We start from the raw sequence: 19,759 nt of genomic DNA on the forward strand, positions 1-19,759 counted from the left end.
TCTCGTTTGTGTCGTCGGAGCGGCCGAACAACGTACGTCGGGGCGCTCAAGCCGTGTCCGTGCAGGAAAGTGTGCCGATCATAGAGGCTGGCCCCAGGGCCTTCTAGCCACTCTCCAGTCTCCCTGAACAACGACCCGATCTGACAGATCGTTTCTGCCCCGAGCTGAACGGCATCTCCGCGCCGTCGACCGGTTGTGACGTTCCGTGAGGGAGCGGGGTGTCGACCCCCGGCCGGCCCCTCGGACGGACCCTCACCCTTCTGGGGCAGACAAACAGGGCAAAGTACTACTAATTCCGAAAACCTGGACGCGGTGTTCTCAAGATCGGCGTCCGGGAGGTCTCCGTGCAGCGTCAGCTCCCCTGGAGCCTGTGGAAGGGGCCACTCCGACAGGGACTTCTCGGCGGCCGGGCGCCCGATCTGCGCAGTACGGCGGCCATGTTGACCTCCCTGACCGCGCTCGCCGCGACCTCCCTCGTCGCGGCCCCCTCCGTCGCCGTACCCCTGTCCGAACCGTGCGAACTGCGCCGGACCCCCGCGCACCACTCGGAGGGCGTCGACAGCTGGAACGCCGCATATCCACGCCCCACCCGCGCCCTCGACGCCGTACTGGTGTTCCTGTCCTTCCCTGATGCGGCCCCCCTGACGACCCCCGCCGAACTGACCGCCGATCACTTTCCGGCCACCAGTCGCTTCTTCGAACAGGCGTCGTACGGCAAGTTCGCGCTCCGTCCCCATCCACGCCGCGAATGGCTGCGGATGCCCCAGCCCTCGACGGCGTACGCCATACGGCGCGACTGGAACGCCGCTCACCGGGCCGCCTATCTGAAGGATGCCCTCACGACCGCCGACCCCCACATCGACTTCTCCCGCTACGACATCGTCTACTTCATCGCCGACCCGCACGCCCCCGGCGTCGACTCGGATGCGACGAAGGTGGTGAACCTCGAAACCCCGCTGGAGGTCGACGGCGCCGCCCTCCGCCGAGTCGTCACCGTGTTCGAGAGGCATCCCCCGGACCGCCTGGTCCTCGCCCATGAGACCGGTCATGTCTTCGACCTCCCCGATCTCTACCGCCGCCCCGCCGACGGCAAGGGCGACTGGGACACCCATGTGGGCGACTGGGACCTCATGGGCAGCCAGTTCGCCCTCGCCCCCGACCTGTTCGCCTGGCACAAGTGGAAGCTGGGCTGGCTGGAGCCGGGGCAGGTGGAGTGCGTACGGGGCACGGGCCGCACCCGTCTGACCCTGGAGGCGGTGGGGGCGGGGCCGAGGAGGGGGTACGGGGGTGGGGGTGACGCGGGTGAGGTGGGCGCCGGCGCCGGGGACGCCGTCGGCGCCGCTGCCGGGGCCCTGGCCGTGGACATGGGGGCGAGCCGGGAGTGGAGGGAGGCGGCGGCCGGAGCGGGGGCGGCCCTCGGGGTCGACCGGAGCGCGGAGCTGTTCGGCGCCGGCCGGGGTACGAAGCTGGCGGTCGTCCGCACGGGCCCCGACAGCGCCCTCGGCATCGAGGCGCGGAGCGCCGTGGGCAACGACCACTCCCTCTGCACCCAGGGCGTCCTCGTCTATCGGGTCCGTGGCACGGCCGAGTCCGGCGGCGGCCCCATCGAGGTCCTGGACGCCCACCCCCGCACCGAGTCCTGCTGGGAGGACTCCGTCTACCCACCCCTCGCGGACGCCCCGATCGGCGTGGGCGAGAGTTTCACGGTGCCGGGGGAGGGGGTCCGGGTGGCGGTGGAGGGGCGTACGCGGTCCGGGGGGTGGACGGTGCGGATCACGACGGCGGGGTAGGGCGGGGTGCCGGTGGCTTTGTGGGTTGGTGGGCCGGCGTCGGGTGGTTCGGGGAACGAAGAAGCCCCTCGCTTTCGCGAGGGGCTTCTTCGTGTCGTGCGCCGCCAGGGACTCGAACCCCGGACCCGCTGATTAAGAGTCAGCTGCTCTAACCAACTGAGCTAGCGGCGCCTGCTGACGTCGTAGACCTTAGCACCCTGGTCGGCGGGAGGAAAAATCGATACCCGCAGCACCGGGGAGGTATGCGCCCGAGCGGCCCGCACCGCCGCCCAGAGCAGAACCTCGGGCCCCGGAAGCCAGGGCCGCCGCCGATCGGGGGCGACGATCCAACGGGAGGCGGGCCGGTTGAAGCGGGGGGCTTGCGCCGTGCCGTCGTCGCCGCGTCCGCCGTCGCTGCCGAGGCCCCCGCCCCTGCCGGCGTCCCCGCCCTTGCCGATGTCGCTGCTGTCGCCGGTGCCCGACCCGGTGTGGACGTCGGCCAGGGCCGGGACGGTGACCGAGTCGCCGGGGCCGTGACAGAAGAGCGGCGGAACAGCGCCGGCACGGCCGGGTGCGCCCCACTCCTCCCACTCCAGCAGGCTGGGCAGCCGCTGTGCGGTACCGGGCGAGGCGAAGATCAGCATCCGCCCCCGACAGACGGCGACGGGCCCACACCCGGGCCCTTCCTCCCACAACCGGTCAAGCATCCACCGCCCAAAGACAAGGGGCGCACTGACGACATCGAACGCATCCCCACACCCCAACACCACACCCGCCGCACTCCCACAGCTCATACACCCAGAAGTACAGTCCGTGACCACCCGCCCCCATAGGGTTGCCGAAACTTGGCACGAAGAGCAGACAAGTCGGGTACCTTGCCACACCGGGCATATGCCCCAGCGAGAAACCCAGCCGCGGTCACTGACACCACGGAGGCAACTGCCCACCCAGTCGCCCCAGCGCCACAGCTTCGGGCCCGCCGGGCCGCTTCCCGCTCCGCCGTCGCAGCTGCGGGCAATCGCACCGCCGGGCGGCTGCCCGCCCGGTCGCCCTAGGTCGTCGTGGCTGCGGGCGCCCGTGCCGCCGGGCGGCGCCCACCCGGCAGTCGTCGTGGCTTCGGGCAATCGTGCGGCTGGGTCGCTTCCCGCTCAGTCGTCATAGCTGCGGGCAATCGCGCCGCCGGGCGGCTGCCCGCCCGGTCGCCCTAGGTCGTCGTGGCTGCGGGCGCCCGTGCCGCCGGGCGGCGCCCACCCGGCAGCCGTCATAGCTGCGGGCAATCGTGCCGCTGGGGCGGCGCCCATCCCAAAGGGAGCGGCACTCTGCAAGCGCCGGTGAGTGAAACCCCGCCCAAGCTCAGCCCCAGCTACGAGCACACTCAGATCGCCTCAGGCCCGCTGGCGTCCCGCCCCCGCAGCAGATCCCGCCCGAACTCGACCATCTTCTTCGCATAGTCCTCGGTCCACTCGGCCCGCTCGGCGATATCCGCCGCGGTCAACCGATCGAACCGCCGAGGATCGGCAAGCTGCGCCGCGGCGATCGCCTGGAACTCCACCGCCCGATCCGCCGCCGCCCGAAACGCCTGCGTCAACTCCGTAGCCCGTGCCAACAACGCCCGTGGATCGTCGATCGACTCCAGATCGAAGAAGTGCTCGGGATCACCGGCGGCCTCCGCCGGCTCGAAGAGCAGAGGCGCGGGGCGTAGCCGCGGTTCGTTCCGACGCGGCGTGGGCTCCGCCATGTCTTTCCTCCTTGTACGACGGTTCAGACGGCCTGTTCTCGGGGGCGTCCCAGGGGGAAGTCCACCGTCCATTGTCTCGCGCCCACGCAAGTGGGCACCGAGCCCGCCCCCACCCCCCGAGCGCCGCACCCCGTACCCACACCACGCACCCCCGAACCCGCGCCCCTCCCGCACGCCCCCCACGACCGCCGGACCACCCGAAACCCGGCCAGTCGATGCCGGAGAGCCGATGCCGGAGGGCCGGTCAGGGCCGCCACACCACCCGATGCTCGGCCAGCTCCGCCAGAACCGCGTGGTTCGCCTCCCACCCGTCAGGGAACTTCACGGTCACCCCCAGCTGGACCGGCTCGGTCGACGGATGGTCGTCCAGGAGGTCGGTCACACCCGCTCGGCACACCACGACGCACGCGTGCCGATGGCGGGAGGCGAGGACGCACAGCCGCCCCGTCTCCAGATGGAACGCGGTCGCGTCCGGGCGACCGGAGAGCGGATGCAGGACCACCGTCACGTCGTACTCCCGGCCCTGAAGCCGGTTCGCCGTGTCCACGACCACGTCCGCGACCCCCAGCTCGGCCAGCGCGGAGCGCACCGCCGCGGCCTGGTCCCGATGCGCCGTACCGACGGCGATCCGCTCGGCGGTCAACGGCACCGGCTCCTCCGCCCGCTCGGACACCGCCGCCCCACCCCGGTCCAGCAACCGCCGCACGACCAGCGCGACCGCCCGTACCGCCTCCGGATCGGTACGGGGCGTATGCCGGGCCGGCAACTCCAGCAACCCCCACCCGGACTCGGCGGCCTCGTCGATCACCCGGTCGGGCCCGGAGCCGTCCGACGGGACCCCGAAGGCCAGCCGCCGGTCCCCGTGCCCCGTACCGCTGCGGAACGGCGTGAACGGATAGAACGCGTCCGAGACGAGCGGCGCCGCCGACGCCGGAAGCCGCCACGACACCGGCAGCCGGTGCTGGGGCAGCTCGGGGTTGTGCGCCAGCAGCGTCGTCACCGCCGACGCCGACGGGTCGTACGACAGGCCCGCCCACTGCTCGCTGCCGACGATCGCGAACGGGTCCAGCTGCCCGGGGTCGCCCACGAACAGCGCCCGCTCGAACAGCCCCGCCACCGCCAGCAGCGCGTCCGACCGCATCTGGTATGCCTCGTCGACGATCGCGTGCCGCCACGGCTCGACACCCTTGACGTGCGCCCACTTGGCCGCCGTCGAGATGACCACGTCCAGCCCGGCCAGATCGGCCGCCTTCGTGGACTTCCGTACGTTCGGCAGGGCGTCCAGCGCCTTGTCGTACGGGTCGCTGTCACTGCTGTGCAAGCGGCCGACCGGCAGGTCCTGGTCCTTCTCCGCGAGACGGACCACCAGATCGTCGACCTGCGCGTTCGTCTGCGCGATGATCATCAACGGGCGCCCGGCGGAGGCCAGTTCGAGCGCGGCCCGTACGACGAGCGTCGACTTCCCGGCGCCGGGCGGCGAGTCGACCACCACGCCGCGCGACTCGCCGCGCAGGGTGTCGCGGAGGATCGCGTCGGTGGCCCGGCCGGCCGCCGCACCGGGGTCGAGTACGGCCTCGGCGGCCTCGGTGGGGCTCACAGCACATCCTCCTCGGTCGCCTGGTCCGGCAGCGGCAGCGCGTCGGGCGCACCCGGCGGCCCGCCGTGCGTCCACGGTGTCTCCTCGGGATCGGGCAGCTTCGCCCCACCCCGCTGATCATGCTCGAAGAGGGTGAAGCAGACGGGGTCCCCCTTCTCCGGCACGGACCCCACCTCCGGCTCCTTCCCCCGCCCCATCTTGTCCAGCACCCGCAGCACGACGAGCGACCCGTCCCCGCCCTCGGCGGAATCGCCGTCCTCGTACCCCACGAACTCGGCCGCCTGCGGCTTCCCGCCCAGGGAGCGGTACACCTTCGCGCGCTCCCCGACATGCGGCCGGTCCTGGGTCCGTACGGTGATCAGGGGCCGTGGGCTGGGCCGTTTGCCCTCGCTGTACGCCATGACCACCTCGACGACCTCCCCGGCGAAGGCCTCCCCGGCCAGGCGGCGCCCCGCCATGACGAGGGGGTCGTCCAGGGCCTCCTGAGCGTCGAGGCGGGCCTGCTCACGCTCGCGCGCGGCCAGTTTGTTCGCGGCGGTGACCGCGTCGTCGAGGCGGGGCTGCGGGGGCTCCCCGGCGGTGACGCGGTCCCGGTGGCCGGTGAAGGACCAGCGGTCGCGGGTCCAGCGGTCGGCCGCGTGGGCGCCCTCGGGCAGGGCGCGCAGCAGGTCCAGGCCGTGCCAGACCGCGTCCCACGTGGGCCGGGTGCGGCTCTCGACCAGGGCGCGGATCTCCCGCTCGGCGGCGGTGAGCGCGCCCAGCCGCTCGTCGGCCTCCATGCCGTCCTCGGCGGCGCCGAAGGCCTGCCGCGCCCGGTCGTACCGCTCGATGGCCGGGGCCAGCAGCTTGTTATCGAACGCCGGGTCGGTGGCGGGGCCGGCGGGCGGGCACAGCAACTGGCCCTCGGCGTCCCGCGCCAGCTCGGCCCGACGCGCCGCTTCCTCGCCCGACATCCCCTCCGGGGGGTCGATCCAGGCGAGCAGCGAGGCCAGGTGCTGGTCCTCGACGCCGGACTGCCCGGTCGCCCAGTGCCGGGACAGCAGATCGGTCAGGGCGAGCAGCAGCGAGGAACCCGGCACCCGCGCCCGCTCCCCGAAGTGCGTCAGCCACCGCCCCAGCAGCGGCACGCGCGGGGGCGCCGGATGCGGTGCCTCGGGGTCCTGCTCGGCGGTCCGCCGGAACCGCATGGCCCGCCCCAGCAGCCGTACGAAGTCGATACCGGTCCGGCTCGGCACGATCAACTGCGGGGCGTCCGCGCACAGTTCGACCTCGACCTTGACCCGCTTGCCGGTCTCCGGGTCGGTCTCGCTGCGCTCGGCGGCCTCCACGACCTCGCCGTACGCGTCCACATAGGGCAGCACGATGTCCGCCAGCTCCGCCAGGAACGCGAACCGCAGATCGCGGTCCCGTGGCTGCGGCACCACCAGCAGCCGGGGCGCGTCCCGCTCGGTGCCGACGAGCGCCCCGAGCGGGGCCCCGGCCTCACCCGCGGTGATCAGCGGCACGAACACGAGCGGGTGCTCGGAGAGATGCCGGTGCAGAACGGTGGCGGCGGGCTGAGCCCGGCCCGTACTCACGGCTTCGAGCCGGGCGAGCGTCGACATCAGGGACATGGGACGCCCTCCCGGGGGCCGCCGGGGGCGACGGCGGACGAGTCGAGGGCCGGGCGCGCGGGGGCCGTCGAAGGCTCGACGGCCGGTCGTACGCCGGGGGCAGACGTCTGCGGGGCCGCCGCCGGTCGCGCACCGGCGGCGGCCAGGGCCTCCGCCCGTAGCTCCGCCGCTCTGCGCAGCGCGGCCACCGCCGGGTCGTCCGGGTCGCCGGCCAGGCCGTGGGCCGCCGCCAGGACGTCCTCGACGGTGGTGAGGCCGCCCAACTCGGCCCGGGCGGCGCGGCCCAGGGACGTCACCGCGCCGTCCGCGCGGGAGCGGGCGCGGCAGTGGAAGGCCAGCTCGCAGGCGGCGAGGCACTCGGGGGCGTAGGTGGCGGAGAGACACTCGACGGCGGCCGTCAGCTTCTCCTGGGGCAGGTCCGGGGCGAAACACGTGCCCTCGGGGAGCGCGTCCGCGATCTCTTCGATACGGGTGAGCCGCGTCAACTGGCGGCGCGTGACCGCCCGTTGCTTACGGACGTCCACCGCGGCGGCCGTCGGCAGGTTGGTGAAGTCCTTCGGGCAGACCAGCAGCACCCGGTGCCGGACCTCGGGTGTGGAGGTCTCCCCTGCTTCCTTGGTGCCGAGCCGGGCGGCGACCTCCTCCAGGGCCAGGACGTACACCGCGGCCTGGCGGGCCGCCGCGCCGACCTTCGCCGGGTCCGCCGAACCGTCCAGCATCGGGAAGGACTTGATCTCCACGACCGTCCACGAGCCGTCCGGGTGGACCACCACGGCGTCCGGCTCCAGGAAGGCGGGGGAGCCCGCCACGTCCAGCGCCAGCATGGGGTGGTCCAGCAGCGCCCAGCCGCCGGCGTCGGTGGCCTCGCGCAACGCCAGCGCCGTACGGGCCGTACGGCCCTGGGGGCCGACGGCGGCCAGATCGGGGACGGAGGCCGCGACCGGTGGCTCGGCGCCGGGGTCCAGCCTCTCGTGCACCAGCCGCAGCAGCTCAGCGCCGCCGTCCGCCTTGACCCGGGCCTCGAAGGCGTTGCCGCGCATGAAGGCGAACTGGGACTGACCGAAGGCGGACGGCGAACCGAGCGCGCTCGCCAGCACCGCCTTGTTCACCCCCGCCCCGTCCAGCAGCGCGCGGCGCTCGCAACCCGGGTTGGCCGCGAGCGCGGCGAGGGCGCGCGCGTCCAGCGCCTTGGGTGGGACCTCGGGTCCGCGCAGCTCAGCGAGCCGCTGCCGCAGCGCCGTCCCCTGCCTCCGAGGGGGCGGCACCGGGACCGGTTCCGATGATCCGCTGCCGTGGAATTCGTTCACCCGCGGAAGTCTGGCACCCACCACTGACAATTGGGGAAATCGAGCCCCGAGAGGCCCCGGATTCGACGGCGGCGGACGCGTCCGCCCGGCGGCCGTGAGCGTCGGCGGTCTCCCCTTCGGCGGCCTCGCGGGGGGCGTCGTAGCGGTCGGTGGCGGCCATCGGCGGGAGGCCCAGCGAGGCGCGGCACTGGTCCAACGTCCTTGTCACCACCGGTGTCAGCAGCAGGCCGGTGCCCATCACGGCGGCGCCGGCGACCGCGTCGAGGAAGTAGTGGTTCGCGGTGCCCATCACCACGATCGTCGTGATCAGCGGGTACGCCACGGCCGCGGTCCGCACCGGGCGCGAGCCGCCGCCGAAGCGCCACAGGATCACCCCGCACCACAGCGACCAGCCGACGTGCAGACTCGGCATCGCCGCGAACTGGTTCGTCATACCGCCCAGCCCCCGGGGCGCGCTGGCCTCCCCGCCCCACCAGCCCCAGGCGCTGTAGTGGGCCATCGTGTCGACGAAACCGTGGGACGCGTGCAGCAGCCGGGGCGGGCAGGTGGGGAACAGGGTGAACCCGATCAGCCCGATGAAGGTGGAGGTCATCAGCCACGTGCGGGCCGCGCGATAGCGCACGGTACGGGACCGGAAGAGCCACACCAGGAGCGCGGGGGTGACCAGGTAGTGCAGCGACGCGTACCAGAAGTCGGCGGGTATCCCTATCCAGGGCTCACGGGTGAACAGCCGGTTCAGCGGATGCTCGGCGTTCAGCCCCAGGGCCTTCTCGACGCGCAGGATCGCCAGACCGTGGTCCACGGCACTCGACACATCGCCCCGCGCGAGCAGTCGCCCGGCCGTGTACGCCCCGTACACCAGGAGGATCAGCGGCAGCTCGGTCCACCAGCGCGGGCGCGGGCCCGGTGCCGCTTCCCCGGCTCCCTCGGCCTTCTCGGCGACCTGTGTGTCGGTCTTCCCGGTACCCGGTCCCTTCCTGGTAACCGGTCCGACGGTCGCCTCGGCCTGCGGCATCGATTGATCCTCCCCCGTCTGCGCGTCGTTCATCGAGTGTTTGTCGTGCGGGACGATGGCCAAGACGCGGTGACCGCCTCATGGGTTGCCCTACGACAGCGTGAGCGAAAATGGACACATCCGCCGCTCCATTTTCACGTCACCCAGAAGACATCGGAAATACCTGAAAGGTCCCCCATGGCACCGCGCATCCTGCTGGCCCGGCACGGACAGACGGAATGGTCCCGGCTCGGGAAGCACACCGGCAGGACGGACGTCCCCCTCCTCGACGAGGGCCGACGCGGCGCCAAGCTGCTCGGTGAACGCCTCCACCGCGCGCCCCTGGACGGCCTCCCCGAGGTCGAGGTCCGCACCAGCCCCCTCTCACGCGCGCGTGAGACCTGCGAACTGGCCGGCTTCGGTGACCGCGCCACCGACTGGGACACCCTCATGGAGGTCGATTACGGCGCCTACGAGGGCCTCACTCCGTTGGAAATCCAAACCTTCCGCCCCGGCTGGCTGATGTGGCGGGACGGCGTCCCCGAAGGGGAGACTCTCGATCAGCTGACGGCCCGAGCGGACGAGGTGGTCGCCTGGGCCCGCGACTCCGACCACGACGTCCTGATCTTCGCCCACGGCCACATCCTGCGCTCCATAGCGGCCCGCTGGCTCGGCGAGCCCATAGCCTTCGCCGCCAAGATCCGCCTCAACCCCACATCACTGTCGACCCTGGGCTGGGCATACGGCGCCCCGGCAATGGAGTCCTGGAACGACACGGGCCACCTGTGAGTTCACGTCGCTGCGGGCAACGGGCCGCTAAGGCGGCGCCCACCCAGCAGTCGTCGTAGCTGCGGGCGCCCCCAGCCGTCGTAGCTGCGGGCAATCGTGTGGCTGGGGCGGCGCCCATCCCAAAGAGAGCGGCACCCTGTAAGCGTCGGCAAGCGCAACCCACCCCCGCCCAGTCCAGCCCCCGGGCGCCCAGTAACGCAAACCACCCCTAGGCGGACCGCGCGACCCCCGCATGCCGCTCAAGAAACGCCGACACCCCACCGGCCCGACGATGCGGCAACAACACCCGCGCGGTCCCGGCCAACATCTGCTGCACCCGAGAGGACTGCACCTCGTCCAACAGATCCAACACCCGCATCCCCGCACCGGCGGCCTCATCCGGCCGCCCCCCACGCGCGAGATCATCCGCAAGCTCAGCCGTGTAGAGCGCGATGTTCCGAGTGAAGTGCGGATTCTGCGTCCCCGCCGCCCGCCGCGCATGCCGCGCCGCCCGGTTCCAGTCCCCGAGCGTCGACCAGCACTGCGCCTCAAGCCCCTCCAACTCGGCCTCTCCATAGAAGCTCATCCACTCGGGATCGGCCTCCGACGCCCCGCGCGCGTACAGGACGTGCGCGCGGGCCAACGCCTGCTCGCACCCGGCCCGATCGGCGAGCCCCGCCCAGCCCCCCGCCTCACGCAGCGCGAGCAGCGACATCAGCCGGGCCGACCCGAGCGGCCGGGCCACCCGCTGCGCGGCCTGCGCGGCCCGTACGGCCTCCCGGGGCCGCCCGGCGTCCCGCGCGAGGAACGCGGTGTTGCAGAACGCGTGCGCCTCCAGCGCCGGGTCCCCCGACATACGGGCCGTGGCGAGGGCCTCCGCGTAGTGCGAGCGGGCGTCGTCGAAACGCCCCGAGTCATGCGCCAACCACCCCACGGAGATGGCCAGTTCACCAGCTCCCGCGTACAGCCGGTCGGCGGTGGACTGCCGTGCGGTCCCGGCGTCGAGCAGCGCGTACGCGGCCCGCAGCGGCGCCGAGGCCCTGCGGTACAGCCCGTCCGCCCCGTGCCGGTCGTCGAGCAGCCGGATCTTGCGTACGGCCGCTTCGAGGGCCCCCGCCTCCGCCGTACCCGCCCGGTGGACGGTACGGCCCGCGGCCGACGCGGACACGGCCGATGGCGATCCCGATGCCGTGCCGCTGAGGGCGAAGGGGCCGAAGGAGGCCGCCGCCACCGCGGCGGTACCTCCCGTCATGAACGCGCGACGCTGCACGTCGCTCTCCTCGTGGTTCTGGTACGTGTGGTGCGTGTCCCGCCGGCCGCGCACATAGCCCGTGTCGCCCCGCGGGTCCTGCATGTCGTACGTCTCTTGCGGGTCATACGGCTCGTACGCCCCCTCCGTCTCACCCCTCGTTCCGTGCGAGGAGCGTGGACGGCTCTTGGTGCGAGGCGAGGGCGCCTCCTCGGCGGGCCGCGCCCCCCGACCGCGTACCTCTGCGCGGGGCGCGAAGCCCAGGTCGGTGAGGGTCCGGCCGGGGAACATATGCAGGAACACCCGCTCGTACGCGTAGTTGGGACAGCGGATCTCGCCCGCCTCGACCCGCCCGACGTAACGAGCGTCACAACTCACCCGCTCGCCGATCTCACGCGCGGCCCGCCGTACCGCCGCGGCGAACTCGCCGGGCGAACGCTGTCCGCGCAGCTGCCGGAAGGCGAGGTTCGGCCGCTGTGGTCGGGGGGACGGGGACGAGGCCACCGATGACGTCGCCATGGTCGGGCCCTCTCTCGCGAACCGTCGAACCGTCGAACCGTGCCGGATTCATAAGGAATTGGGTGCGCGGTGGAGGTGCTTACGCGTGTTTGATTCCGCTGTGTCCGGCGGGGCAAGAACGTACCGGCCCCACCGGTGTCGCGAGACGAGGTTTGGCTACAAACCGGATATCTCATCCTTCATCTGCCATGAACTGCCATCCTTTGCGGGGCGGTTTCGCCGTAGCCGTTGACGCGGTGGAGCGTTGGGCAGCGTGGACCGGGAGCGCCCGTACTCCCGACCCGCTTACCGGAGGAGGGGGTTCGGACGTGTTGGAGGCCCACATGGAGAAAGTCGCGGCGCAGCATTGGCCGGTCCCCGAGTGCACCCCCGGGTCCCCGCAGTCGGCCTCCGACTGCGACCTCGTGACCGTGCCCGCGCGCCAGGGGCTGGAGGCCGTCGACATCCTCCGCCGTGGCGCGGTGGAGACGGCGGGGCCCGTCATGACCGTGGGGCCCGTGCTGCACGACGGTCCCTGCGACACCCTGGGGTTCGTCGTCCCGCCGGGGACGGCTGACGCCTGGGATGTGCCGGGGAGTGTCTGCACGCACAGCGACGGGCGGGGGGCCGTGCTGGCGCCGGTCGACGGGGCGGGGTGGCTGCTGCCGCCGGGTGAGGTGGACCTCGCGACCGATCCGGCGGCGTTGCGGGCGGCGCTTGGGGAGGCGGCGCGAATCATCGAGGCCGCGGACAACTGTAGCTAGCCTCTGTTTCGCGTTCAGCGGCCCTTGGGGCCCACGACCCACTGGAGCGGCGTCCTCCGCCACCTCCGATAATGGGTGAATGAGCAGGTCGAAGAAGGGGCGCGGGCGGCGGGCGGCAGACGTTCCGGCTGTCGTGGAGGCGGTCGACGGCGGGCTGGCCGAGTTGGTGCCCGACCCGGATCGGCCCCGCGCCTGGACCCTGCTCATCGACGGTGCGCCCCAGTCGCATGTCGATCTCGATGATCCCTCCTACCTCTCCTTCGAGTACCAGCGGCGGCTCGGGCATGTCATCGATCTCGTCGCCCTGCCGGGGCGGCCCGTGCAGGTCGTGCATCTCGGCGGTGGAGCCTTCACACTCGCCCGGTATGTCGCCGCCACCCGGCCCCGGTCCACTCAGCAGGTCGTCGAGCGGGACGCGGCGCTCGTGCGACTCGTGCGGCGTGAGCTGCCGTTGGACGCCCACGCGCGCGTGCGGGTGCGGTCGACGGACGCGCGGGAAGGGTTGGCCAAGGTGCCGGACGGGTGGGCGGATCTGGTGATCGCGGATGTGTTCAGCGCGGCGCGTACCCCGGCGCATTTGACGTCCACGGAATTCCTCACCGAGGTACGGCGGGTGGTGAAGCCCGGCGGGCAGTACGCGGCCAATCTCGCCGACGGGCCTCCGCTCGTCCATCTGCGCGGACAGATCGCCACCGCCGCCGTCGTCTTCCCGGAACTGGCGCTCGTCGCCGACCCGACCGTGCTCCGGGGCAAACGCTTCGGCAACGCCGTCCTCGTCGCCTCCGATCTACCGCTGCCCCTCGCCGAACTCACCCGCCGCGCAGCCTCCGACCCCCACCCCGTCCGGGTCGAACACGGCCGTGCCCTCATCGACTTCACCGGCGGCGCGACCCCGGTGACGGACGCGGCGGCCGTCGCCTCACCGGCCCCGCCCCCGTCGGTGTTCCGCTGACGGCACCGGGTCGGGCAGCCCGGGTGAGGAGGCCCTGTGCCAGGAGGCCCCGCGCCGGGAGACCCGATCAGTAGGTCTGGACGTCCACCTTCGGCGCGCTGTCGTGCCAGGTGCAGAACACGGTCACCCGGTCCGAACCGGCCGCGAACTCCACCCGAATCCAGGTCTCCGTCTTCCACACCTGCATCGACCAACCCGAGCCGGGCGTCGCCGAGACGAGGGTCGCGTAGGTCTCGCCGAGCGAGAAGACGACCCGGCCGCCCTCGGTGTCGTAACTCTTCACCTCGCCGGAGTCGGTGGGGGTGTTGGGGGTGGTGAGGGACGAACCGGGGTCGGGATCGGCCGACTTCGACGGCGACGGGGGCCGCGCGGAGGGGGAGGCGGAAGGGGGCGGGGTGGGTGTACCGGTGTTCGGTGTGGCGTCGGCGCCGGCGGCGTTGATGGGCAGGGCCCGGGGCGGGTCGTAGGCGGTGCCTGTCATCACCGTGTGGACGCCCCACCATGACAACGTGACCGCCGCGCCCGTGGCGAGCAGCCAGGCCAGTAGATGAAGGAGTCCTCTGCGCATCGCGGCCATAGTGCACCACGGGCCCCACGGGTGTTGTGCGATCGCGTGTTCGGGCCGGGGCGCGGGGTTTGTCGGTGAGTTATCCACAGGCCCCGACCGGCTTTCTCCGCATGGCGTACGTTCGGCGCATGGCAAGTGTGCTCGTGGTCGAGGACGACCAGTTCGTACGCTCGGCGCTGATCAGGCATCTGACGGACGCCGCACATACCGTGCGCAGCGTCGGTACGGCCCTGGAGGCGCTGCACGAGGTCGCGCACCACCGCTTCGACGTGGTGATCCTCGACCTCGGGCTGCCCGATCTGGACGGTTCGGAGGCGTTGAAGATGCTGCGGGGGATCACCGAGGTACCGGTCATCGTCGCGACCGCGCGGGACGACGAGTCGGAGATCGTACGGCTGTTGAACGCGGGCGCGGACGACTACCTGACCAAGCCGTTCTCGGTGGAGCACCTGTCCGCGAGAATGGCCGCCGTACTGCGCCGCTCCCGCGCCTACGCCGGTGAGGCACCGTCGTCCACGGTCATACGGGTCGGCGGTCTGTCCATCGACCCGCTGCGCCGCCAGGCCGAGCTGGACGGCGTACGACTCGACCTCACCCGGCGGGAGTTCGACCTGCTCGCCTTTCTCGCCGGGCGGCCGGGTGTCGTCGTGCCCCGCAGGGAGCTGCTCGCCGAGGTGTGGCAGCAGACGTACGGGGACGACCAGACCATCGACGTCCATCTGTCCTGGCTGCGCCGGAAGTTGGGGGAGACGGCGGCCAACCCGCGCTATCTGCACACGTTGCGCGGCGTCGGTGTGAAGCTGGAGCCACCGGGGGCGGAGGCCGGGCCATGACGCCGACACGCACGCGCACACGGACGCGCACACGGACACGGACGCGGGTGCCGGGCCGGGCGCGTGGGGCGGTGCGGTCATGAGGTGGGCGCTGGTCAAGGTGTGCGTGGCCGTGACGAGCATGGTGGTGATCGCGTTCGCGGTGCCGTTGGGGTTGGTCATCAAGGAGATGGCGCGGGACCGGGCCTTCTCCAACGCCGAGCGGCAGGCGGCGGCGATCGCTCCGGCGCTGTCCATCACCACCGACCGGGACCAGCTGGAGCGGGTCGTCGCTTCGGCGGGCGCGGACGACGGCATCGCGGTCCACATACCGGCGCGGACGACCGCCGAGGGTCAGGAGAGCGCCGGCGCTCAGGGAAGCGGCGGCAGCCTGGGCACCGCCGGGATCGATCTCGGACGGCAGCGCGCCACCGACGAGGACATCGCCACCGTGCGCGAGCTGGGGCGGGCCTCCACCACGGAGGTGCCCGGCGGCTCCGCACTGCTCCAGCCCACGGCGCTCAGCTCGGGCGAGACAGCGGTCGTCGAGGTGTTCGTGCCGGAGACCGAGGTGAGCCATGGCGTGACCACGGCGTGGGCGGTGCTCGCCGGGGTGGGCCTCGCGCTGATCGTGGGCTCGGTGGCGGTGGCCGACCGGCTGGGTGCCCGGATGGTCCGGCCCGCCCGGCGGCTGGTGGAGAGCGCGCGTGAACTGGGGGAGGGACAGCTGGGCGCACGGGTACCGGAGGAGGGGCCGAAGGAGCTGCGGCTGGCGGCGGTGGCGTTCAACGCGATGGCCGACCAGGTGGTCCACCTGCTGGCGAACGAGCGGGAGCTGGCGGCCGACCTGTCCCACCGGCTGCGCACCCCGCTGACCGTGCTGCGGCTGAACGCGGCCTCGCTCGGCGAAGGCCCGGCCGCCGAGCACACCCGGGCGGCAGTGGAGCAACTGGAGCGGGAGGTGGACACGATCATCCGTACGGCGCGGGAGGCCAGGCCGCAGACCGCGGCGGCGGGGCCGGGCGCCGGGTGCGACGCGGCGGAGGTGGTGGGTGAGCGGATGGCGTTCTGGTCGGCGCTGGCGGAGGACGAGGGCCGCAAGTGGCGGGTGGCCGGGGTGGAGCGCCCGGTGCGCATACCCGTGGCTCGGGCCGACCTCGCGGCCGCGCTGGACGCCCTCCTCGGCAATGTCTTTCGTCACACGGCGCAGGGCACGGCGTTCGCGGTGGACGTCCATGACGCGCAGGACGCGGTGATCGTCCTGGTCTCCGACGCGGGCGCCGGCATCCCCGACCCCGGGGCGGCCATGGCCCGGGGCCGAGGCTCCGGCACGGCCGGCTCGACGGGTCTGGGCCTGGACATAGTCCGCCGCCTGGCGGAGTCGACGGGAGGAGACGTACGCATAGGCCGCTCGGTACTGGGAGGAGCGGAGGTGAGGATCTGGCTCCAGACAAGAAGACCGCCGAGCCCCGAGCCGCGCCCCAAAGGGGCGCGGGGCCGAGTCGATATGCGGCTCCGCCGCGGGGCGCGACCAGCCCCCACACACGGGCGCTGACGCACGAGCCGGCGGACCCGAGCTGTCATGCACCCCACCCGCCCCGCAGCTGAACACAACCCCCCTCTGTTCATCTCCTGTCCGTAACCTGAGTGACCCATGGGTGTGTCGGTCACGTTTCGACCCGGAGGGATTACGTTTCAACAAAGGAAGACATGAAGTCTTGACGTATGACAGGACATAGAGCTGTTATTACGGCCACCGTGTTCGGTCGAGTTGGTTTCTGGTCGTTTTCGATCAGTAACTGGCGAGGGCCATTGACGACCGGACCATCTGTCCCAGGGAGCCGTACATGCAACTCACACCTTCAGGTCTCGCCGTGCCCGGCCCGAGTCGCCGCACCCTGCTGCGCGGCATAGGCGGCGCCGCCGCACTCGGCGCCGGTATCCCTCTGCTGAGCGCCTGCGGCGGCAGCGGCACGGCCGCCGACCCGAAGACCGTCACCCTCGGCTCGAAGGCGTCCGACCCGGTCCCGAAGAAGGCGTTCGCCGAGATCTACGCGGCGTACAAGAAGAAGACCGGCATCACGGTCGACGTGAACACCAAGGACTCCAACACCTTCCAGGAGCAGATCAACTCCTACCTGCAGGGTACGCCGGACGACGTGTTCACCTGGTTCGCCGGTTACCGCATGCAGTTCTTCGCGGCGAAGGGCCTGGCCACGCCGATCGACGACGTGTGGAAGACCATCGGGGACAACTTCCCCGAGGCGATGCACAAGCTCAGCAAGGGCGAGGACGGCAAGTACTACTTCGTGCCGCTGTACACGTACCCCTGGGCGATCTTCTACCGGAAGAGCGTCTTCGAGGAGAAGGGCTACGAGGTTCCCACCACGTGGGACGACTTCGTGGCGCTGTGCAAGCAGATGCAGAAGGACGGGCTCGTTCCGATCGCCTTCGGTGACAAGGACGCCTGGCCCGCGCTCGGCACCTTCGACCAGATCAACTTCCGCAAGAACGGCTACGACTTCCATGTCGAGCTGATGGCGGGCAAGGCGTCCTGGACCGACGCCAAGGTGAAGGCCGCCTTCGACCTGTGGACCGAGATCCTTCCGTACCACCAGGAGGGCGCGGTCGGCCGTACCTGGCAGGACGCGGCGCAGACGCTGGCGTCGAAGAAGGCGGGCATGTACCTGCTGGGCACGTTCGTGGCGCAGCAGTTCACCGACCCGGAGGCCCTTGAGGACCTCGACTTCTTCGCCTTCCCGGAGATCGACTCGGCCTACGGGCAGGACACGGTCGAGGCGCCCACCGACGGCTTCATGATGAGCAAGAGCCCCAAGAACAAGGCCGAGGCCGTCAAGCTGCTGGAGTTCCTCGGCACCACGGACGCCGAGGACATCTACCTCAAGGCCGACCCGAGCGTGGTCCACGCCGCCACCGGCGCCGACACCTCGTCGTACACCGCCCTGCAGAAGAAGGCGTACGAAATGATCGCGGGCGCCAAGAGCCTCACCCAGTTCATGGACCGCGACAGCCGTCCCGACTTCACGTCCACGGTGATGCAGCCCTCGCTGCAGAAGTTCATCCGTGACCCGAAGGGGATCGACAGCCTGCTCACGTCGATCGAGCGCCAGAAGAAGACGATCTTCGCTTCCTCATGACCAAGACCGATACCACCCCCGAGAAGTCGGGCAACCCGGAGGCGGCCGTGCCGCCTCCGGGCTCTGCCCATGTCACCGCCAAGAAGCCCCCCACGGGCCACGCTCGTCTGCTCACCCGGCGCGACCGGCTGACCCTGGGTGTGATGGCGGGTCTGCCGACGATCCTGCATGTCGCCCTGGTCTGGGTGACGGCCCTCGCCTCGATCTTCCTCGCCTTCACCACCTGGGACGGCATCGGCTTCGACTCCATCACATGGGTCGGGCTGGAGAACTTCAAGGAACTGTTCGAGAACAACCCGCAGTTCTGGCCGGCCGTCCAGCACAACGTCATCTGGTTCGTCGTCCTGATCCTGATCCCGACGCCGATGGGCCTGTTCCTGGCCGTACAGCTGGACAAGAAGATCCGCTTCAGCCGCGTCTACCAGACCGCGTTCTTCCTGCCCGTCGTGCTGTCCATGGCCGTCATCGGTTTCGTCTGGCAGCTCGTCTACAACCCCGACACCGGTCTGATCAACAGCCTGATCGGGGCCAACGAGCCCGGCAAGTACATCGACTGGATCGGCGACCCGGACCTCAACCTGTGGGCCATCCTCATCGCCGCCTCCTGGCGCCACACCGGCTACATGATGATCCTCTACCTGGCCGGCCTCAAGGGCGTCGACCCCTCGCTGCGCGAAGCGTCCTCGCTCGACGGCGCCAACGAGTGGCAGACCTTCAAGAACGTCATCTTCCCCACCCTGCGGCCCACCAACACCGTCGTGCTGGTCGTCACCATCATCGAGGCACTGCGCGCCTTCGACCTGGTCTACGTCTTCAACGGCGGGGCCGAGGGCACCGAACTGCTCTCCATCCTGGTGACCACCAACATCATCGGTGAGTCCAGCCGCATCGGATACGGATCGGCGATCGCGGTCGTCCTGCTGGCGATCTCCCTCGTCGTGATCATCCCGTATCTGATCGCCACCTTCCGGAAGGAGCGGCGGGCATGAGCACCACCCTCACCGTGTCCAAGGACACCACCGGCGGGCCGGTCCCGGCCGTGTACAGGAAGACCTCCCGCCTGCGCCCCGCCCGGATTCTGCTGCACGTCTTCCTCGCCGGCACCGCGCTGGCCTGGCTCGCCCCGCTCCTGTGGGCGATCTACGCGGCGCTGCGGCCGTACTCGGAGACCAGTGAGAAGGGCTATGTCTCCTGGCCCGACAAGCTGACCTTCGAGAACTTCACCAACGCGTTCACGCAGTCGGACATGACGCACTACTTCGTGAACACGCTGATCGTCGCCGTCCCGGCGGTGCTGCTGACGCTGTTCCTGTCCTCGATGGTCGCGTTCTACGTCAGCCGCTTCGACTTCCGCCTCAACCTGTTCCTGCTGCTGGTCTTCACCGCCGGCAACCTGCTCCCGCAGCAGGTCATCATCACCCCGCTGTACCGCATGTACCTGCTCATCGACCTGCCCGGCATCACCATGAGCGGCAAGCTGTACGACTCGGCCCTGGGTCTCGTCCTGATCCATGTCGCGTTCCAGTCGGGGTTCTGCGCCTTCGTGCTGAGCAACTACATGCGCTCGCTGCCGCACGAGCTGACCGAGGCCGCGCTCGTCGACGGCGCCTCGGTATGGCGGATGTACTGGCAGATCGTGCTGCCGCTGTGCAAACCGGCGATGGCCGCCCTGGCCACGCTGCTGTCCATCTGGATCTACAACGACTTCTTCTGGGCACTCGTGCTGATCTCGACCGGTGAGAACATGCCGATCACCTCGGCACTGAACAACCTCTCCGGCCAGTTCTTCACCGACAACAACCTCGTCGCCGCCGGCGCCCTCCTCACCGCCATCCCCACCCTGATCGTCTACTTCCTGCTCCAGCGGCAGTTCGTGGGCGGTCTCACCCTGGGCGCGAACAAGGGCTGATCCCGCAGTTCGTGCTAGTTCGTTCTATTTGGTACGAGTTCGTACCGGTGTGGCGCCGGGCCT

17 protein-coding genes and 1 tRNA gene are annotated in these 19,759 nt (G+C 71.2%); 9 read left to right on the forward strand and 9 right to left on the reverse strand.

Annotated features, from left to right (window positions below):
* Positions 1-344 precede the first annotated feature (344 nt).
* Positions 345-1,790 carry a M6 family metalloprotease domain-containing protein gene (locus tag ACWD4G_RS04090; protein WP_451290617.1) on the forward strand — a complete coding sequence of 482 codons (1,446 nt, stop codon included), beginning with the start codon at positions 345-347 and terminating at the stop codon, positions 1,788-1,790.
* Between the two features lie 97 nt (positions 1,791-1,887).
* Here ACWD4G_RS04090 and ACWD4G_RS04095 read toward each other — a convergent pair.
* The 7 genes from ACWD4G_RS04095 to ACWD4G_RS04125 all read right to left on the reverse strand — a co-directional run bounded on the left by ACWD4G_RS04095 (position 1,888) and on the right by ACWD4G_RS04125 (position 9,039).
* Positions 1,888-1,961, reverse strand: a tRNA-Lys gene (locus tag ACWD4G_RS04095).
* On the reverse strand, positions 1,952-2,563 hold the full coding sequence (locus ACWD4G_RS04100) for a hypothetical protein (protein WP_451290618.1): 612 nt from the start codon (positions 2,561-2,563) through the stop codon (positions 1,952-1,954). The genes ACWD4G_RS04095 and ACWD4G_RS04100 overlap by 10 nt, the downstream gene beginning before the upstream one ends.
* A 581-nt stretch (positions 2,564-3,144) precedes the next feature.
* A complete protein-coding gene (locus ACWD4G_RS04105; protein WP_451290619.1) occupies positions 3,145-3,507 on the reverse strand; it encodes a hypothetical protein in 363 nt (120 codons plus the stop codon).
* Positions 3,508-3,751: 244 nt separating this feature from the next.
* Positions 3,752-5,104 (reverse strand): AAA domain-containing protein, encoded by a 1,353-nt coding sequence (locus ACWD4G_RS04110; RefSeq protein ID WP_451290620.1) that lies wholly within the window; start codon positions 5,102-5,104, stop codon positions 3,752-3,754.
* A complete protein-coding gene (locus tag ACWD4G_RS04115) occupies positions 5,101-6,717 on the reverse strand; it encodes a hypothetical protein (RefSeq protein ID WP_451290621.1) in 1,617 nt (538 codons plus the stop codon). Before ACWD4G_RS04115 ends, ACWD4G_RS04110 begins: the two co-directional genes overlap by 4 nt.
* Entirely contained in the window at positions 6,708-7,982 is a 1,275-nt protein-coding gene (locus ACWD4G_RS04120) for a hypothetical protein (protein WP_451290764.1), read from the reverse strand. The genes ACWD4G_RS04115 and ACWD4G_RS04120 overlap by 10 nt, the downstream gene beginning before the upstream one ends.
* Complete coding sequence (locus tag ACWD4G_RS04125) at positions 7,933-9,039, reverse strand: phosphatase PAP2 family protein (RefSeq protein ID WP_451290765.1); 1,107 nt, start codon at positions 9,037-9,039, stop codon at positions 7,933-7,935. Before ACWD4G_RS04125 ends, ACWD4G_RS04120 begins: the two co-directional genes overlap by 50 nt.
* A 177-nt stretch (positions 9,040-9,216) precedes the next feature.
* Between ACWD4G_RS04125 and ACWD4G_RS04130 the strand changes: the two genes are divergently transcribed.
* Entirely contained in the window at positions 9,217-9,807 is a 591-nt protein-coding gene (locus tag ACWD4G_RS04130; RefSeq protein WP_451290622.1) for a histidine phosphatase family protein, read from the forward strand.
* A gap of 208 nt (positions 9,808-10,015) precedes the next feature.
* On the opposite strand, the gene ACWD4G_RS04135 is transcribed toward ACWD4G_RS04130, so the two are convergent.
* Complete coding sequence (locus tag ACWD4G_RS04135; RefSeq protein WP_451290623.1) at positions 10,016-11,554, reverse strand: hypothetical protein; 1,539 nt, start codon at positions 11,552-11,554, stop codon at positions 10,016-10,018.
* 323 nt (positions 11,555-11,877) lie between these two features.
* Between ACWD4G_RS04135 and ACWD4G_RS04140 the strand changes: the two genes are divergently transcribed.
* Positions 11,878-12,297, forward strand: coding sequence for a hypothetical protein (locus ACWD4G_RS04140; RefSeq protein ID WP_451290624.1), 420 nt, complete (start codon positions 11,878-11,880; stop codon positions 12,295-12,297).
* Between the two features lie 79 nt (positions 12,298-12,376).
* Complete coding sequence (locus ACWD4G_RS04145; protein WP_451290625.1) at positions 12,377-13,249, forward strand: spermidine synthase; 873 nt, start codon at positions 12,377-12,379, stop codon at positions 13,247-13,249.
* 67 nt (positions 13,250-13,316) lie between these two features.
* On the opposite strand, the gene ACWD4G_RS04150 is transcribed toward ACWD4G_RS04145, so the two are convergent.
* Entirely contained in the window at positions 13,317-13,826 is a 510-nt protein-coding gene (locus ACWD4G_RS04150) for a hypothetical protein (RefSeq protein ID WP_451290626.1), read from the reverse strand.
* Between the two features lie 119 nt (positions 13,827-13,945).
* On the opposite strand from ACWD4G_RS04150, the gene ACWD4G_RS04155 reads away from it, so the two are divergent.
* The 5 genes from ACWD4G_RS04155 to ACWD4G_RS04175 all read left to right on the forward strand — a co-directional run bounded on the left by ACWD4G_RS04155 (position 13,946) and on the right by ACWD4G_RS04175 (position 19,696).
* A complete protein-coding gene (locus ACWD4G_RS04155; RefSeq protein WP_451290627.1) occupies positions 13,946-14,650 on the forward strand; it encodes a response regulator transcription factor in 705 nt (234 codons plus the stop codon).
* Between the two features lie 79 nt (positions 14,651-14,729).
* Positions 14,730-16,184 carry a HAMP domain-containing sensor histidine kinase gene (locus ACWD4G_RS04160; protein ID WP_451290628.1) on the forward strand — a complete coding sequence of 485 codons (1,455 nt, stop codon included), beginning with the start codon at positions 14,730-14,732 and terminating at the stop codon, positions 16,182-16,184.
* A 292-nt stretch (positions 16,185-16,476) separates the two neighbouring features.
* A complete protein-coding gene (locus ACWD4G_RS04165) occupies positions 16,477-17,787 on the forward strand; it encodes an ABC transporter substrate-binding protein (protein WP_451290629.1) in 1,311 nt (436 codons plus the stop codon).
* A complete protein-coding gene (locus ACWD4G_RS04170; RefSeq protein ID WP_451290630.1) occupies positions 17,784-18,776 on the forward strand; it encodes a carbohydrate ABC transporter permease in 993 nt (330 codons plus the stop codon). The genes ACWD4G_RS04165 and ACWD4G_RS04170 overlap by 4 nt, the downstream gene beginning before the upstream one ends.
* Positions 18,773-19,696: a carbohydrate ABC transporter permease gene (locus tag ACWD4G_RS04175; protein ID WP_451290631.1), complete on the forward strand. Its 924-nt coding sequence runs from the start codon at positions 18,773-18,775 to the stop codon at positions 19,694-19,696. Before ACWD4G_RS04170 ends, ACWD4G_RS04175 begins: the two co-directional genes overlap by 4 nt.
* The last annotated feature ends 63 nt before the right edge of the window (positions 19,697-19,759 follow it).

The organism is Streptomyces sp. NPDC002643 (assembly GCF_053592555.1).

Bases quoted from the DNA above. Each gene is read 5' to 3' on its own strand.
- ACWD4G_RS04175 (WP_451290631.1), top strand. From the start codon at position 18,773: ATGAGCACCACCCTCACCGTGTCCAAGGACACCACCGGCGGGCCGGTC.
- ACWD4G_RS04170 (WP_451290630.1), top strand. From the start codon at position 17,784: ATGACCAAGACCGATACCACCCCCGAGAAGTCGGGCAACCCGGAGGCG.
- ACWD4G_RS04130 (WP_451290622.1), top strand. From the start codon at position 9,217: ATGGCACCGCGCATCCTGCTGGCCCGGCACGGACAGACGGAATGGTCC.
- ACWD4G_RS04100 (WP_451290618.1), bottom strand. From the start codon at position 2,563: ATGAGCTGTGGGAGTGCGGCGGGTGTGGTGTTGGGGTGTGGGGATGCG.
- ACWD4G_RS04105 (WP_451290619.1), bottom strand. From the start codon at position 3,507: ATGGCGGAGCCCACGCCGCGTCGGAACGAACCGCGGCTACGCCCCGCG.
- ACWD4G_RS04155 (WP_451290627.1), top strand. From the start codon at position 13,946: ATGGCAAGTGTGCTCGTGGTCGAGGACGACCAGTTCGTACGCTCGGCG.
- ACWD4G_RS04135 (WP_451290623.1), bottom strand. From the start codon at position 11,554: ATGGCGACGTCATCGGTGGCCTCGTCCCCGTCCCCCCGACCACAGCGG.
- ACWD4G_RS04125 (WP_451290765.1), bottom strand. From the start codon at position 9,039: ATGCCGCAGGCCGAGGCGACCGTCGGACCGGTTACCAGGAAGGGACCG.
- ACWD4G_RS04140 (WP_451290624.1), top strand. From the start codon at position 11,878: ATGGAGAAAGTCGCGGCGCAGCATTGGCCGGTCCCCGAGTGCACCCCC.
- ACWD4G_RS04160 (WP_451290628.1), top strand. From the start codon at position 14,730: ATGAGGTGGGCGCTGGTCAAGGTGTGCGTGGCCGTGACGAGCATGGTG.
- ACWD4G_RS04145 (WP_451290625.1), top strand. From the start codon at position 12,377: ATGAGCAGGTCGAAGAAGGGGCGCGGGCGGCGGGCGGCAGACGTTCCG.
- ACWD4G_RS04165 (WP_451290629.1), top strand. From the start codon at position 16,477: ATGCAACTCACACCTTCAGGTCTCGCCGTGCCCGGCCCGAGTCGCCGC.
- ACWD4G_RS04115 (WP_451290621.1), bottom strand. From the start codon at position 6,717: ATGTCCCTGATGTCGACGCTCGCCCGGCTCGAAGCCGTGAGTACGGGC.
- ACWD4G_RS04150 (WP_451290626.1), bottom strand. From the start codon at position 13,826: ATGGCCGCGATGCGCAGAGGACTCCTTCATCTACTGGCCTGGCTGCTC.